Below are 15,738 nucleotides of genomic sequence, written 5' to 3'. Positions count from 1 at the left end.
AATGAAAACAGGCTTTGACTTATTACTCAATTCGTCTTTTTATCCGGGGAATTATCTTTTGAGAATTCAGAATATCATCTCTTCTATCTATAAATTGTTCTATTTAGCAAACTTCTTAGTTCCTACCACACATAGAATAACCCCTACAGTTACTCCCAACATTCCCATACTGACTTGTTCATGGAGAAGATAAGCTGCCAGCGCCAGCCCAAAGAAAGGCTGCAAAAGCTGGAGCTGCCCTACAGAAGTAATACCACCTTGCGCAAGTCCTTTATACCAGAATATAAAACCAATGAACATACTGAATAGAGAAATATAGCCCAATCCAAACCACCCTTTAAAGCTTACCGTTTCAATATTTTCAGGAAAATAGACAAAAAACAGAGGAAGCATTATTGGCAGGGATATTACCAATGCCCATGAAATAACCTGCCATCCCCCTAATGTTTTTGAAAGCTTTGCTCCTTCGGCATACCCCATTCCACATACAATAACTGCCAGAAGCATCAGAATATCTCCTATTGGAGATACAGAAATACCCTGAGAGAAAGCATAACCAATGACCAGAAGGCTTCCGATAATAGAAAACAGCCAAAATATAGGATGAGGCCTCTCTCCCCCACGGATTACTCCGAAAATGGCAGTGGCCAATGGCAGCATTCCAAGAAATACAATAGAATGTGCTGAAGTAAGGTATTGCAGTGCCAATGCAGAAAGCAACGGAAACCCTATTACACATCCTATTGCTACTAAAACCAAAGAAAACAGCTGGTTTTTGGCAGGACGTTTTTCTTTATAGATCATCAATACTGAGAGAGCAAGAACACCTGCAATCACAGCCCGTGCAATAGTTACAAATATAGGATCCATTTCCATTACTGCAAACTTGGTGGCGGGCATAGACCCACTAAAAAGCAATACTCCTATGAACCCGTTGATCCAGCCGCTTAGAGCCTGGTCTTTTGAGATTGTATTGATCATCATTTCTTTAAGTTTTAATTATTGGGCCAAAATTAGAAAGGAAAAACAAATAAACACAGTATCAGTTTTGTATATTTGCACGAGCACAGTTTAAAATTATGAGCAAAGAATTTTTATATACAGAAATTGCAGACGGTATTGCCAATCAGATCAGAAACGGCGTTTTAAAAGCTGGGGACAAGCTTCCGTCAGTAAGAATGCTGTGCCAGGAGCATCAGGTAAGCATGAATACCGCAAAAAGAGTTTTTCTGGAGCTTGAATCACTATCAATGGTTGAATCCAAGCCTCAATCGGGCTATTTTGTAAGCCAGCTTCTATCTGTGAAACTTCCTCTGCCTGAGGTAAGCCGCCCTTCTTTAATTGCCAATAATGATGAACCTGATGAGCTGATCAGTAAGATCTATGAAAATATGGGCCGGAAAGATCTTACCTTTTTCTCTATTGGAATCCCTTCCGGAGATCTTCTCCCTCAGGCTAAACTGAAAAAGGAGATTGTAAACGCCATCCGTGAGCTTAAAGAAGGCGGAACGGAATATGAAGAACTTCAGGGGAATCTTAAACTCAGAAGAATGATTGCTGTGCGCTCCCTTCAATGGGGAGGCAATCTTAAAGAAGATGATCTGGTTACCACCAATGGAGGAATGAATGCATTGTCTTTCTGTCTGATGGCATTAGGAAAACCCGGTGATACCATTGCTATCGAAAGCCCTTGCTACCCCGGAATTTTGCAGCTCGCCAACGGTATGGGATTAAAAGTTCTGGAACTTCCTACCCATCCTACTACAGGAATAGAAATTGATGCCTTAAAAAAATTAATTCCTAAAATTGATCTGTGCCTGCTGATTCCCAATTTCAACTCACCTCTGGGAAGTTGTATGCCTGATGAAAATAAGAAGGAAATCGTAAAAATACTTTCAGAAAATAATATTCCGCTTATTGAAGATGATGTGTACGGAGACCTTTACTTCGGGTCGTCCCGTCCAAAATGCTGTAAATCTTTCGATAAAGACGGCAGTGTACTCTACTGCAGTTCTATCTCAAAAACACTGGCCCCCGGATATCGCGTAGGCTGGATTGCTCCCGGCAAATACAAAGAGAAAATACTAAAGCTTAAGTTGCTTCATTCTACCTCATCCATTTCAATTGTGAATGAAGCGGTTGCCAATTTTTTAAAATCTGGGAAATATGAAAAACACCTTCAACATCTTCGTAAAACGCTTCAAAGTAATTATCAGAATTATGTACAGACTATTGCAGAATCATTTCCTGAAGGCACCAGAACAAGCCGTCCGCAGGGAGGGCTTTCTCTCTGGGTAGAATTTGATAAAAAGATTCGTACTACTGAACTTTATGATCTTGCGATTAAACAGAATATAAGCATAGCTCCCGGAAGGATGTTTACCTTTCAGGAGCAGTTTGAAAACTGTATGAGGCTTTGTATTGGTCTTCCGTGGTCAGAAGATACCCAGGCAAAGCTCAGACAGATCGGAAATCTTGCAAAAAAGATTTAAAGACTTATCATTATTTGTTATCGGGAACGAAATTTTTCCTTGCCAGCTCTTTTCTCACACGGCTTAAGCTCTCCGGAGTAATTCCCAGATAAGAAGCAATCATCCATTGGGGAACACGAAGCAATAAATCCGGATACATTTTAATAAACTTCATGTATCTTTCTTCTGCAGTCTCCCCTAATAAAGAATTGATCCTGTTCTGAAGGCTTCTGATATGTTTCTGAAGAAGAAAATCACTTCTTTCAATACTGTTCGGAAATTGTTCTACCAGTTTATTGAAAAAATCAGGATGTAAAAATAACACTTCGGAATCTTCAACGGCTTCTATGTAATAATTTGATTTTTCATTAAAATAAAGACTGCTTCGGTCTGAGATCAGCCAGCTTTCCGGAGCAAACTGTATAATGTGCTCTTTCCCGTTTTTATCTATAGAATACATCTTTATCAGCCCTCTTTCTACAAAGAATATATGTCTGCATATTTCACCATACTGAAGAAGAAACTGATTTTTAGGAATCTTTTTTACTTCGTAATGCAGGCTGCAGGTGTTCACACTCTGAAGCGGAACATTCAAAACTTTGGCTAAATAATTATTGATATTCTTCATGATATAATCTGGCTTAAAGAAATACTTTGGTGGGAAGCATTGTTCACAGGTTTTCCATTTTCTATAACGATTAATTGCGGACTTTCATGTCTGATATCAAAGTCTTCAGCAATTTTATTAGAAATAGGTCTGTAAGCTAATAAATCCAGGTAATAGACTTCCACAGGCTGATCTGAGCTTTCAACTTCTTTTTCAAAATTTTTCAATACCGTCCTGCTGATAAAGCAACTTGTAGAATGCTTAAATATCGCTATTTTATGTTGGTAAGATTCCTCAATGGCTTTTGCCAGATCTTCCTCAGATTCTATCTTTTTCCAAAAAGATTTTTGATCAGGGGTTTCATTTTTTCCACCAAATATTTTATCAAAAAAACTCATACATTAAATTGTTTTAAATGATGATCAAGATGCTTATACTCTAAAAATTCCCAGTCTTTTTCAGTCATGTTCCCGAATAATCTGTGGTGGCCGGGAAGGCTTTTATTTTCACAGGCCGCCCGGAATCCCTCCAGTGTTTTCAGTAGATTGGTTTTTGATTCATCAAAATCACACTCAAAATTAACGATAAGTTTTTGAAAAGTGGGCATGTTTCTGGGAATTCCGTTATTGAAAACATACATTTCTATTTTAGTGATCACCCCTATTGTCTCAAAAAGGACGTTGATAGGAGGAAGTTCAATTTTCCCCAGAGCCACCTGCAGTACAAGGTCGCAATGCTTAAACATTTGAGACACATCCATTTTCCCCCATTTCCCAGAGGAGTTTTCAGATAATTTGGAAATTCTGTCCACAATTTCCTTATAATATATGGGGTTACCAAGTCTTTTCTTTACCAACCTTTTTCTTTCTTCAGATTTTCAATATGGGCAAAATGATGATTGCAGTGCCAGACATATAATGCAAGACTTTCCCTGAGATCATAGTTTTTATTGTGCTCAGGATGATGAAATGTTCTCTCAAACTGTTTATTAGTAAGACTTTTAAGTAATGTAACCCATCTCTGATGTGTTCCTTTCAATATTCTCATGGCCGGTTTTACAGGCATATGAAAACTATCCTGAAGTTCTGCCCACTTAGCTTCATCGTAGGGTTTAATGGTTGGGTTATCTTCCGTTAAAGCCAGTTTAAAACGGATAAAACTATTCATGTGGCTGTCTGAAAGATGATTTACCACCTGTCTTACAGTCCATCCCCCGTCGCGGTAAGGCGTATCTAACTGATCTTCTGTAAAATGTTCAATGAGATTTTTCAGCCTGCCCGGAAAATCTTTGATCACTTTGATATAGGTATCTAGTGTTGTGTCACAGATATTTTCAGGAGCTTCAAACGGCCCTATTGGAAATTTTTTATTCTCTAAATCACTCATTGTTCAAGGTTTTAATTTTTTAATATTGCCGATTTGTCCGATCATTCAGTGTTTGGACGTTATGTTTGTAAATTTATCAAAAATTCGAGAAATTCAAATGTAAAAAAAGTGTTAATTGTACTTATGAAAGGAAGATGCATTCACGGAATAAAAAAAGCTTCAATTTTATAGAATTGAAGCTTTTTTGTATTTTAATTGATCGGTTAATAACCATGCAGGTCAATACCCTCTGTTCTTTGTAAAGTTACTTTTTTACCCATTTTCTTTTGAATCACTCTGAAATGCTGCAGTTCATCATCCGTCAGAATACTGATAGCAGTTCCTTTTTCGTTGGCACGGCCTGTTCTACCAATACGGTGAATGTAGTCTAAAGGCGAACGCGGCAATTCATAATTGATCACACAAGGTAAAGACTCAATGTGAATACCACGGCCAATTAAGTCTGTAGCCACCAAAATCTGAGCTCCATTCACTTTGAATTCTTCCAAATTGTTTCTACGTGCCCCTTGTGACTTCTGACTGTGGATAGCCACTGCTTTAATTTTATTCTTTTTAAGTTTTTCAACCAAATTATCTGCAGATCTTGTAGAAGAAACGAAAATCAAAGCTTTTTCAACCTTCTTTTCTTTAATTAAATAACGTAAAAAAGGACCTTTGTTTTCCGGAGAAACATGATAGGCCAGTTGTTCGATATTATCAATTTCAACTTCTTCTTTTTTTATTTCAATAACGGTAGGATTAATGGATAACCGTTCTTTCATTTCAGAAACTTTATCATTTAAAGTCGCTGAGAACAAAGTTGTCTGCTTCACCACAGGCATTAGAGCAAAAAGCCTATTCATTTCTTCACCAAAGCCCAGCTGAAACATTTTATCCGCTTCGTCAATTACCAGATGCTGAATACCGGAAATGCTCAGTGCATTATGATCAATTAAGTCTAATAAACGTCCGGGAGTTGCAATAAGAACCTCTACCCCAAACATCCCTTTCATTTGCGGGTTGATGGATACACCGCCATACACTGCCATTGTACGGATTTCCCTTTTCAGGTTTTCTGTAAAAGCTCTAAAAACCTCATCAATCTGAATGGCTAATTCACGGGTAGGCACCAATATTAAAACCTGAACATTACGGTCTTTTTTAACTTCTGAATTCTGTAATTTTTCTAAAATCGGCATCACAAAACAAGCCGTTTTTCCGGAACCTGTCTGTGCAATTCCCATCAGATCTTTCCCTTGTAAAATAACAGGGACTGCCTGTTCCTGAATTGGAAACGGTTTTAAGTAACCTAACTTGTTAACAGAACGAATAATATTGTGTGATAATCCTAAAGACTCAAATGACATAAAAATACTTATTTTCTGCAAAGATAAGCTATTGATATTTGGTTTACACTTCGAAAGAGAATCGATACAAACAAAGTTTATGTTTTTTTACTTCCCCTGCTTTTTTTATAGTATTTTTTCAAATTATATTGCCGATTTGTCCGATAATTCAGTTTTGGACAAATTTTTGTCTGTTAGTTTTGTAAATTTATCAAAAATTCGAGAAATCAAAATATGAAAAAAGCGTTAATAATAGTCGATGTACAGAACGATTTTTGTGAAGGCGGAGCACTTGCAGTACCGGGAGCTAATGAAATTATTCCGTACATCAATCTTCTGATGGAGGAAAATCAATATGACCAGGTAGTTCTTACCCAGGACTGGCACCCTGCGGGACATAAAAGTTTTGCAAGCAGCAATGGAAGAAAAGTTGGAGAAAGCATTATTTTAAACGGCGTTCCACAATTTATGTGGCCGGATCATTGTGTTCAGGGGACTTTTGGTGCAGAATTTCACAAAGACCTGAATCAGGATAAAGTAACCCACATTATACAAAAAGGAAAAAATATTGAAATTGACAGCTACAGTGGCTTTCAGGATAACAATCACTTTATGAAAACCGGATTGGATGATTTCCTGAAATACCATGATATCCAGTTATTGGAAATCGTAGGATTGGCAATGGATTACTGCGTGAAGTTCACGGCTCAGGATGCAGTAGCTAATGGCTATGTTACCTGCCTTCATTTCAATGGAACGCGTGCGGTAAACGTAAAGCCTGATAACGGCAGAGATGCCATCTATGACATGATAGAGAAAGGAGTAACAGTATTAGGATAGATATTCTATGGTGAATGGTGACTTTACACCTATTAAAATTTCAGCATTCATACTTAATGAGATCATCCCAAAACAAAAGCGCAGAAGTAAATTCTGCGCTTTTTTATTCTTTAAACTTAAAATGATCGTTTTAAAAGAGTTTTGTCAATATGAAATTAAAAAAATCACATCCTCTTCATTTACAATGCTCTTACAACATTTTAAGATTATTCACTTCCAGGTCTGTAAGAATTCTCCAGTGTCCTCTCTTGATGTTCTTCTTCGTCATTCCGGCGAACATTACTCTGTCTAAAGCTTCCACTTCATATCCTAATCTTTGGAATATTCTTCTGATCACACGGTTCCATCCGATATGGATTTCAATTCCTATCTCATTCTTAGGTTTTCCTTCGATGAATGAAATCTGATCAACAACTGCTACTCCCTCATCAAGACGAATTCCTTCAGCAATAAGACGTAAATCTTCTACCGTAAGTTTCTTATCCAGTGTTACATGATAAATCTTTTTAGCATCAAAAGATGGATGCGTTAATTTTTTAGTCATGTGACCGTCATTCGTTAACAGAATAACCCCCGTTGTTGAACGATCCAGTCTTCCCACAGGGAAAAGTCTGTACGGAGAAGCATTAGCCACAAGATCCATTACTGTTTTTCTTGCTTTGTCATCCTTCGTGGTAGAAATGTAACCTTTGGGTTTGTTCAGAAGTACATAAACAGGTTTTTCAGGAGTAATGTTTTGTCCGTCAAAAACTACTCTGTCTGTTTTCTGTACCTGGTACCCCATTTCCTCAACTACTTTCCCGTTCACTTCCACAAGTCCCTGGGTAATCAGTTCATCAGCTTCTCTTCTGCTGCAGATTCCTGAATTGGCAATATACTTATTCAAACGGATCGTGTCTTTGTGGACATCCTTTTCGATTTTGTTAAGCCTTCTTTTCTGTACAAAAGATCTTGCTTTGTCTTCATTTCTGTCGTCCCCGCTAGATGGTCTTCTTCCATATTTCAGGCTGCCTCTTTCATACTTATCTCTAGTATCAAAGCTCTTTCCTCCTCTTTTAGGTTTTCCAAAAGATTTTCTCTCGTAGCTCTCACTTTTATTCGTAATGTAAGCTCTGCTCTCAGTTTTTGAACCGGAATCTTCGCTGGAGCTGTCAGAGCGTTCTGTATTTCTCTTAAAAGGTTTCTTTTCAAATTTTGAGTTGGATCCTTGATGTTCTGGGCCTTTTCTTCCTCCGTCTTTAGAAAAAGGTTTTTTAAAAGATCCTGATCCTGAAGAATTTCCAGATCTGGAAGCACGAGAATCATCAGAACTTTTCTTGGTTGAAATTCTTGGTCTCTTTGGTCTGTCTGAATTATTATTATCTCTGCTCATTCTAAAAATTTCTGCAAAGATAGTAATTTAGTTACGAGTTAAAAATTAAGAATCATAACTTTGCAGGATAGTTTACTTTTTTAACCTTACATATATTTGAAGATGATAACAATATTAAACGATAATTTCTCCCAGTTGAACGAGTTTCTTCATGAAAAAACTTTCAGTAAAATTTTTATTTTAGTGGACGAAAACACTCATGAATACTGCCTTCCTATTCTTTTAGGCAATATGGAAACAGATCTTGGATTTGAAATTCTGGAAATTGAGGCCGGTGAGGAAATGAAAAATATTCAGACCGCAAATCAGCTTTGGGAAATTCTTACAGAAATGCAGGCGGACAGAAAAGCACTGGTCATCAATCTTGGTGGCGGTGTGATCACAGATATGGGAGGGTTTGTTTCTTCTACTTATAAGAGAGGTATACAGTTCATCAACATCCCTACTACCCTTTTATCCATGTGTGACGCTTCTATAGGCGGTAAAACAGGTATTGACCTGATGCATTATAAAAATATGGTAGGCACTTTTGCTTTCCCGGAACAGATTTTTATTTTCCCTAAATTCTTAGAAACATTACCATTCAAAGAGTTGAGAAGCGGATTTGCAGAAATGCTGAAACACGGGCTGATTGCTGACAAAGCACATTGGGAGCAGCTTATTCAGATCCATAAACTGGATGTAGGATCAGTAACACCTCACATCCAGACCTCTATGGATATCAAACAGAATGTAGTGGAAAAAGATTTCCATGAAAAAGACATCAGAAAGACATTAAACTTTGGGCATACTATAGGACATGCCGTTGAAAGTTTATGCCTGCAGCAGGGAAACCCTATTCTTCATGGAGAGGCGGTTGCCATGGGAATGATTTCGGAAACATATCTTGCTTACCTTGAAAATCTTATTTCTGAAGAAGATTCGAAAATAATCATTGAAAATATCCAGAGATATTACCCTTATCTTGATATCAGCGATTTTAAAGATGAAGATATTACCGCATTGCTGATGAATGATAAAAAGAATATTGATAGTAAAATCAATTTTTCTCTGCTTTCCGGAATTGGTGCGTGTACTTATGATCATCAGTGCAGTCCAAAAAACATCCTGGAATCTATTCATTTTTATAGAAAACTTAATGACCTTTAAATCGAATTTTTATTTTTAAACAATATTATTGATTGTAAAAGAAAAAAGCCTGATTTTAAATAGTCAGGCTTTCTTATTAATACCGTTCAAAATTATTTTTATCTTGTAAAGGAAGATTCCAGTTTTTTTAACCTTTCTTCAAAACGGACCTGCTTATGCTGCATTTCTATATTCGATTTTTTTAAGGTTTCATTTTCACTTTCCAATGCTTCTATTTTTTTTACCAACGCCTGAGTTGCAGAGATATTCAGCATAGATAAAGCATCGTAATCTACAGTTCTTATGTCTGACACTTCAGTTCCGTAAACAAATAACTTTCCTTTCAGCTTTTTATCTGCAAGATCAACTGTTATACTGTTAGGTGTACTGCTTTTTATCTCCAAAATAATTTCCCCTGTTTCATCATATATTTTAAGGAATTTATCTGCTTTAGCAATATCAACAGCTTTTTCAAACATAAAAACTGCACCATTTTGTTTTGCCAACTGGTAGATGTTGGGGATAAAAGCCTTCACACCACTTTTACTGACTGCCTGTGGATATACTTTCTCAACCTCCTGAGCGATTACCTTTTTAAATTCCTGCGTGCCATATAAAGCTTTATCTTTCATCTGATAATCGGTAATACTCAGCTTTTTTAAGATGGCTAAGTCTTTTACGTTATCCGATTTACCAATGATATTTTTAATTCTTTGATCAGAAAAAAGAGAGGTCTGTGCTACACTTAGTTTTCCTACCGATATAATATTTCCGTCTGCATAAATAGAAGTGTTGGCATTGAAAGCACCAATATCATTCGTGTAATTGGAGTAAGTAGTTAACATTCCATCAAAAGAGCCTGAATCCGGGCTTATTCCGTAATAGGTAATACTTGATACCGGCAGAGGCCATGCGGAGGTCTTTAACCTGATATCCAGAGGAAATTTGGGAGTATTGGTCCCTATACCAATATTTCCGTTCTGGTCAATATTGATTCTTCTGTTTCCGTCACCATCCGCAATGATAACGTTATTTGAAAGTGAAGCAGGCAGACCGCTCACATTGGCGCCGATAATGGTATTGGATTTTCCGGAAACAAGTCCTGCAGCTGCCCGGAAGCCTATGAAAGTATTATAATTATTTACCGTATTTAAGCTATATCCGGCAGATCCTCCAATAGCCGTATTTCCCCTTCCACCGGGAAGCATTCGGTAAGTATCTCCTCCTACCCCTACATTTTCATCTCCGGAGATAAGCTCTCGAAGTGAACTCGCCCCGATACCAACGTTGCTTATTGTACTTTTAGCAGCATACAGTGAAAAATAGCCGTTGGCTACATTATTATTTCCATCAAGATTCGAATATAAAGCCCGGTACCCATATCCTGTATTCTGTATACCCGATTTGTTGCTGCTCAACACCTCTGATCCTATAGCTGTATTCATACTTCCTGTGGTATTCGAAATCAAATTATTCACTCCTACCGCAGTATTGTTCAATCCTATAGTATTAGCGGTTAAACTATTGACCCCAAAGATCGTATTAGTGGTATTTAATACACCGGAGACAATATTATTTCTTTTAAAAATAACATCTACATTATCTGAAGTTCCTATAAAATTAATTCCGTTTACCATTCCGGAGTTTCCAGTCAGGCTCCATCCTGTCATTATAATGGGGGTAAGATCATCAAGTACTTTTGCCCATCGTCCGGCATTTGTACTCCAATAATAATATCCAGGAACAACACCGTTTGCAGCAGCACTGTTGTAAATCATTAAAGAATTGGCAGGCGACGGAACTGTAGAAGTATCTGAGCTTCCTGTTAGGGCAATTCTGGGGATCAAAAGGCCTTTATTAGAGCCCACAAGGTCTAACACTGAGGACGCATTAGGAGTTGTTGTATTGATTCCCACCTGGGCTTGGAAATTATTTTCAAAAAAAAGAAATAAGAGCAGCAACGTGCATTTTTTCATGGTGTAGAAATTAATGAATTCTTACCAATACAATAAGCGATTTTGTAAGAATATCAGGTTATTATTTTATAAGAAACGCAAAATTAGCAAAGAAAATGAGATAGATAACGTTTAGCAGATGCTTTTGCAGAATTTGGATTAAAGGAATATCTCAAATCCTATATTGTCTGATAGTAATAAGTCATATCAGCCTCAAATATTATATACTAAAAAGCAAAAAAACCGTAAACCATTCAACATAGAGAATGAATTTGGAATAAAAAAATCCTTGAAATTATTGATTCTATAAAAAAATTGAATGATGAATGGAAGAATTATGATCAGCCGTTCAACTTTTTAACCCAATTTTTGACAAAATTGTCAATTTAGATCATTTCTAAACAAATGTTTATTTAAATTCATAAAAACCTGAAAAACAATATGTTAAATGCAATTACCTTCAATAAACAAACCTGTTTTTAGTTAATTTTAATTCTGAAATATATTTTTGGCAAGCAATTTGGAAGATACTCTGCGTTCAACTGAAAATGTTGACAGGTAGTAAAATTTAAAATTAGAAAGAGTAAAATTAAAAAATTAAAAGTTATGAAAAAGTTAATTTTAGGATTAGCATTAACTGCAGGAACCTTAGCATTCGCTCAACAAAAGACATCTACGAACCCTGTAACATTTGGGGTAAAAGGTGGTATGAACGTTTCTTCACTATCTAACGGAGCAGACTTAAGTGACTCTAAATCCAAAATCGGTTTTAACGCTGGTGTATTTGCCAACATTCCAGTAGCAAGTAATTTCAGTGTACAGCCAGAGGTTATTTATAACGACTTAGGTTCAAAAGTAACCAGAGAGTATTCAGCACTTGGTAATACTTACAGAAGTGAATACTCGAGAAACCTTGGATATGTTGCAGTACCTGTAATGTTCCAGTATAATGCAACTCCGGAATTTTTCCTTGAAGCAGGTCCTGAATTCGGATTCCTGGTAAGTGCTAAGGATAAATTCAAAAATTCTACAAACAATGACAGCAGTACCCAAATTGCGACTCTTAACAAAGATGATTTCCAAACATTCAACTTTGGTATAGGGATCGGAGCTGGTTATTACTTCCTTCCTAACTTAGGAATTACCGCCAGATATACAGCAGGTCTTACAGATATTTATAAAAACAATTCTGGTGACTCTGTAAAAAACAACGTATTCCAGGTAGGATTAGCTTATAAATTTAAATAAGCACACCATTCTTTAACAAATTTTTTTATATTCAATAAAAGATCAGATTAGTTTTAATCTGGTTTTTTTTTATAATAGCTTCTGATATCGGAAATGGCTTAAATCTTGATAGTCTAATCTCTGATCCGAAAACATTAATACTGTCTATCAGGTTGTTGATCATATTTGTAAACAAAAAGCATTAAACACAAGACAGAAAAACACTGTTGGTACATTATTTGCAAGTAAGCAGGAGATTAAACAACATTAAAATAAAACTAATCTATGAAAAAGATTCTTTTTGGTCTTGCACTGGTTGCAGGAACTTTCGCTTTTGCTCAAAGCACTGCTACTTCTAAATCAGCTGCCTCTTCATCTCCTATCAGATTTGGACTAAAAGCAGGTCTTAACGTGTCTACTCTTTCAGGGGATAATCTGAAAGCTAAAGCTGGATTTTATGCAGGTGCATTTGCAACAATTCCGGTAGCTCAGGATTTCTCTGTTCAGCCTGAAATACTATATAGCGGTATGGGAGCTAAAGACAAATATGACAGCAGTTCAAAACTTAATTTAGACTACCTGTCTATACCGGTAATGTTTCAATATAATGCACTTCCAAACCTTTATCTTGAAGCCGGGCCTCAATTTAACATTCTGTTAAGTTCTCAATTGAAGGATAACTCTACAAAGATTGATACTAAAGATTTGACAAAAGGATTTGATTTTGGTATTGGTATTGGTGCAGGATATTACTTTACTCAAAACATCGGAGTTAATGTAAGATATGTTGCGGGATTATCTGATATCGCAAAAAATAGAATTGATGGTTCTGATTCTGTGAAAAACGGAGCATTCCAGGTAGGTTTGGCTTACAAATTCTAAGTACTGAATTGTATTTTGACCTCAAATTTTTATAATTAATAAGAAGAAGTTGTTTCATTTTGAAGCAGCTTCTTTCCTTTTTAACCTTAATACACTCATAAGAAATAAGGAAAGTCTAAAGGAAAGACCTAAAAAATCCTCCTATTATTCAAGAATCTACTTATTGAATATTTTTTATCATAAACAATAAATAGGTGATTCAAAGGTTTTGCTTCAAAAAAGTAACGAGTATATAAAATAGGATTTATTCATTTTAAAATGTTAAATAATTATAAAAAAATATTTAGTGATAAAAGTATCATAATAAACAAAAGGCACCACCTCCAACTGATTTTCAATATTTTAAAATATGATTTCCAATTTTGGCATAGCATTTGATCACAGAGAAAGTGTTAAATAAAACTTAAATAATCATTAAATAAAATAGCTATGAAAAAGATTTTATTAGGCCTTGCACTTATGGCAGGTACTTTCACTTTTGCTCAGAAAACTGCTGCAGCTGCAACGTCTTCTTCTCCTGTTAGATTTGGTTTAAAAGCTGGTCTTAATATTTCCAGCCTTTCTAACAGTGATTCTAACTCAAAAGCAGGATTCTATGGCGGGCTGTTTGCAAATGTTCCTGTAGCACAGGACTTCTCTTTCCAACCAGAGGTTTTATACAGCGGAATGGGTGCAAAAGCTAAAGCCGACAGTAATGCAAAAGTAAACTTAGATTACATTTCTGTTCCGTTGATGATTCAATATAACGCACTTCCTAATTTATATTTGGAGGCAGGACCTCAATTTAGCTTTCTGATCAATTCAAAGCTAAAATATAAATCAAGCTCTACAGATGGTAAAGACATTTTCAGGACTTTTGATTTTGGCATTGGTCTTGGTGCGGGATACTATTTCACTCAAAACATTGGGCTTACGGCAAGATATGTTGCAGGTTTAAACGATGTTATAAAAAACCGACCTGACCTCTCCACTGATAAATCTAAAAATGGGGTATTTCAGGTAGGATTGGCCTATAAATTCTAAACATCACGTTTAGCTTTAACAATAAATTTTATATTTGATATAAACCGGCTATTAGATAGTCGGTTTTTTTATATACTTATTTATCAGTACAATATAAGAAAGTTCTTCATTTTTTCACCGTTTTCATCCTTCTTATTCTACTTTTGGCAAGAAATTTGCCTACAAATTTGTGACTGTATCCTATTCCGAAAATATTTCCAACTTATACTTTCTGTTGTAAAAAATGAGATGTATTGATTCTTTTAAAAATCAATCTGCATTTCAAAACGAAATATCTGTACAAAGAATTTTTTAAGTAGAAAACAGTGGAATATGGAATTACATTACTTTAACTATACAATACATTTTGATTTCAATAGAAAAAGTCAGGTTTATTCATTTAAGTCTGACTTTTTCGCTTATAATGAGATTTATCAAAAGGACACAAATGAGACCAAAAAAAGAAAGCCGCCTGTAAAAAAATGGTATCAAGATAAGATTTTTAACCATTGAAATTTTCTCCAATCCCAATTTTTATCTTTTCAGTCATTTGTATTTTTAAAAAATATTCGATTTAATTTATAAATAGTAAATCTTTTCTTGCTTTAAAATATTCTAAGAAAAGTGATATTATAGAAACATTATTTCATAAAAAAGTATTAAAAACATAAAATAAAACCAAATTAAAAAACCTCACAAAAGCCTTTAAAACAAGTGTTTTCATACTTTGGCAAGCAATTTGCAAAATAATTCAAGTGAGATTGATAAATCACATTAAAAAAGCAAATAGTAAAATTAAAAGATAAAATTATGAAGAAGTTATTCTTAGGATTAGCATTAACTGCTGGTACGCTAGCTTTTGCACAGGAAACGCAAAAAGTAGCAACTGCAACTGCATCACCACTAAAAAATGATGTTCAGCCTATCAGATTCGGAATTAAAGCCGGAGGTAACTCAGCTTACATCAGTGAGCAGAAGTTTGGTCTTAATGCTCAAAAAATAGGTTTTCATGCAGGAGTGTTTGTAAATATCCCAATCTCTAAGCAATTCAGCTTTCAACCGGAGGTAATGTACAACCAAATGGGAGCAAGAGATGTTATCTCTTCTACGGACGTTCCTACTTCAACAGGAAGAATTAAAACTGAGGTACAGGATAAATTAACAATGAATTATATCTCCGTTCCATTAATGGTTCAAATGAGACCTTTTGAAAAATTCTATATTGAAGCTGGACCTGAGTTCAGTTATTTCATCAATGGAAAAAACAAAGGTGATATTACAACTACTACCACTTCAGGTAATGTAACAAACACGACACAAGTTTCTCATTCTGAAGACATCAACAAAGATGATATCAACAAATTCAACTTTGGTTTGGGTCTGGGTCTGGGATATGATATTACTTCTAACATTGGTATTAATGCAAGATATGTAAATAGCTTGACTAACATTAATAAGGAAAGAGCTGCTGGTGAGAATTCATACAACAACAGAGTTTTCCAATTAGGTGTAAACTACAAGTTTTAATAAATAAAACCAATTT

15 protein-coding genes are annotated in these 15,738 nt (G+C 35.6%); 7 read left to right on the top strand and 8 right to left on the bottom strand.

Annotation, left to right across the window (positions count from 1 at the left end; genetic code table 11):
* Positions 1-99: 99 nt before the first annotated feature.
* Complete coding sequence (locus tag LF887_RS11195) at positions 100-984, bottom strand: DMT family transporter (protein WP_236859268.1); 885 nt, start codon at positions 982-984, stop codon at positions 100-102.
* A gap of 95 nt (positions 985-1,079) precedes the next feature.
* On the opposite strand from LF887_RS11195, the gene LF887_RS11190 reads away from it, so the two are divergent.
* Positions 1,080-2,492: a PLP-dependent aminotransferase family protein gene (locus LF887_RS11190; protein WP_236859267.1), complete on the top strand. Its 1,413-nt coding sequence runs from the start codon at positions 1,080-1,082 to the stop codon at positions 2,490-2,492.
* Between the two features lie 10 nt (positions 2,493-2,502).
* Here the strand turns inward: LF887_RS11190 and LF887_RS11185 are convergent, their stop codons facing one another.
* From LF887_RS11185 to LF887_RS11165, 5 genes are all read right to left on the bottom strand, one after another.
* Positions 2,503-3,099, bottom strand: coding sequence for a Crp/Fnr family transcriptional regulator (locus tag LF887_RS11185; RefSeq protein ID WP_236859266.1), 597 nt, complete (start codon positions 3,097-3,099; stop codon positions 2,503-2,505).
* Positions 3,096-3,476, bottom strand: coding sequence for a bacillithiol system redox-active protein YtxJ (gene ytxJ, locus LF887_RS11180; RefSeq protein ID WP_236859265.1), 381 nt, complete (start codon positions 3,474-3,476; stop codon positions 3,096-3,098). Before ytxJ ends, LF887_RS11185 begins: the two co-directional genes overlap by 4 nt.
* Positions 3,473-3,934: a DUF1569 domain-containing protein gene (locus LF887_RS11175; RefSeq protein ID WP_236859264.1), complete on the bottom strand. Its 462-nt coding sequence runs from the start codon at positions 3,932-3,934 to the stop codon at positions 3,473-3,475. Before LF887_RS11175 ends, ytxJ begins: the two co-directional genes overlap by 4 nt.
* On the bottom strand, positions 3,928-4,464 hold the full coding sequence (locus LF887_RS11170; protein WP_236859263.1) for a YfiT family bacillithiol transferase: 537 nt from the start codon (positions 4,462-4,464) through the stop codon (positions 3,928-3,930). The genes LF887_RS11175 and LF887_RS11170 overlap by 7 nt, the downstream gene beginning before the upstream one ends.
* Positions 4,465-4,667: 203 nt before the next feature.
* Complete coding sequence (locus LF887_RS11165; RefSeq protein ID WP_236859262.1) at positions 4,668-5,810, bottom strand: DEAD/DEAH box helicase; 1,143 nt, start codon at positions 5,808-5,810, stop codon at positions 4,668-4,670.
* A 213-nt stretch (positions 5,811-6,023) separates the two neighbouring features.
* Here LF887_RS11165 and pncA point away from each other — a divergent pair, with 213 nt between their 5' ends.
* A complete protein-coding gene (gene pncA, locus LF887_RS11160; protein ID WP_236859261.1) occupies positions 6,024-6,629 on the top strand; it encodes a bifunctional nicotinamidase/pyrazinamidase in 606 nt (201 codons plus the stop codon).
* Positions 6,630-6,819: 190 nt separating this feature from the next.
* Here pncA and LF887_RS11155 read toward each other — a convergent pair whose 3' ends face one another.
* Positions 6,820-8,001 carry a pseudouridine synthase gene (locus LF887_RS11155; RefSeq protein ID WP_236859260.1) on the bottom strand — a complete coding sequence of 394 codons (1,182 nt, stop codon included), beginning with the start codon at positions 7,999-8,001 and terminating at the stop codon, positions 6,820-6,822.
* Positions 8,002-8,103: 102 nt separating this feature from the next.
* Here LF887_RS11155 and aroB point away from each other — a divergent pair, with 102 nt between their 5' ends.
* Complete coding sequence (aroB, locus tag LF887_RS11150; RefSeq protein WP_236859259.1) at positions 8,104-9,150, top strand: 3-dehydroquinate synthase; 1,047 nt, start codon at positions 8,104-8,106, stop codon at positions 9,148-9,150.
* 98 nt (positions 9,151-9,248) lie between these two features.
* Here aroB and LF887_RS11145 read toward each other — a convergent pair whose 3' ends face one another.
* Positions 9,249-11,105: a tail fiber domain-containing protein gene (locus LF887_RS11145; protein ID WP_236859258.1), complete on the bottom strand. Its 1,857-nt coding sequence runs from the start codon at positions 11,103-11,105 to the stop codon at positions 9,249-9,251.
* A 585-nt stretch (positions 11,106-11,690) separates the two neighbouring features.
* On the opposite strand from LF887_RS11145, the gene LF887_RS11140 reads away from it, so the two are divergent.
* The 4 genes from LF887_RS11140 (at position 11,691) to LF887_RS11125 (ending at position 15,722) form a co-directional block, all read left to right on the top strand.
* The gene (locus LF887_RS11140) at positions 11,691-12,332 is read left to right on the top strand and encodes a porin family protein (RefSeq protein ID WP_236859257.1); all 642 of its coding nucleotides are present in this window, start codon (positions 11,691-11,693) and stop codon (positions 12,330-12,332) included.
* Between the two features lie 264 nt (positions 12,333-12,596).
* A complete protein-coding gene (locus LF887_RS11135; protein ID WP_236859256.1) occupies positions 12,597-13,193 on the top strand; it encodes a porin family protein in 597 nt (198 codons plus the stop codon).
* A gap of 429 nt (positions 13,194-13,622) precedes the next feature.
* The gene (locus tag LF887_RS11130; protein WP_236859255.1) at positions 13,623-14,216 is read left to right on the top strand and encodes a porin family protein; all 594 of its coding nucleotides are present in this window, start codon (positions 13,623-13,625) and stop codon (positions 14,214-14,216) included.
* Between the two features lie 789 nt (positions 14,217-15,005).
* Positions 15,006-15,722 (top strand): porin family protein, encoded by a 717-nt coding sequence (locus LF887_RS11125; protein ID WP_236859254.1) that lies wholly within the window; start codon positions 15,006-15,008, stop codon positions 15,720-15,722.
* Positions 15,723-15,738: the final 16 nt, after the last annotated feature.

Source organism: Chryseobacterium sp. MEBOG06 (assembly GCF_021869765.1).
Taxonomy (GTDB): domain Bacteria; phylum Bacteroidota; class Bacteroidia; order Flavobacteriales; family Weeksellaceae; genus Chryseobacterium.
The sequence above is the reverse complement of the archived record's forward strand: the minus strand, read 5'-3'. Positions and strand labels throughout refer to the sequence as shown.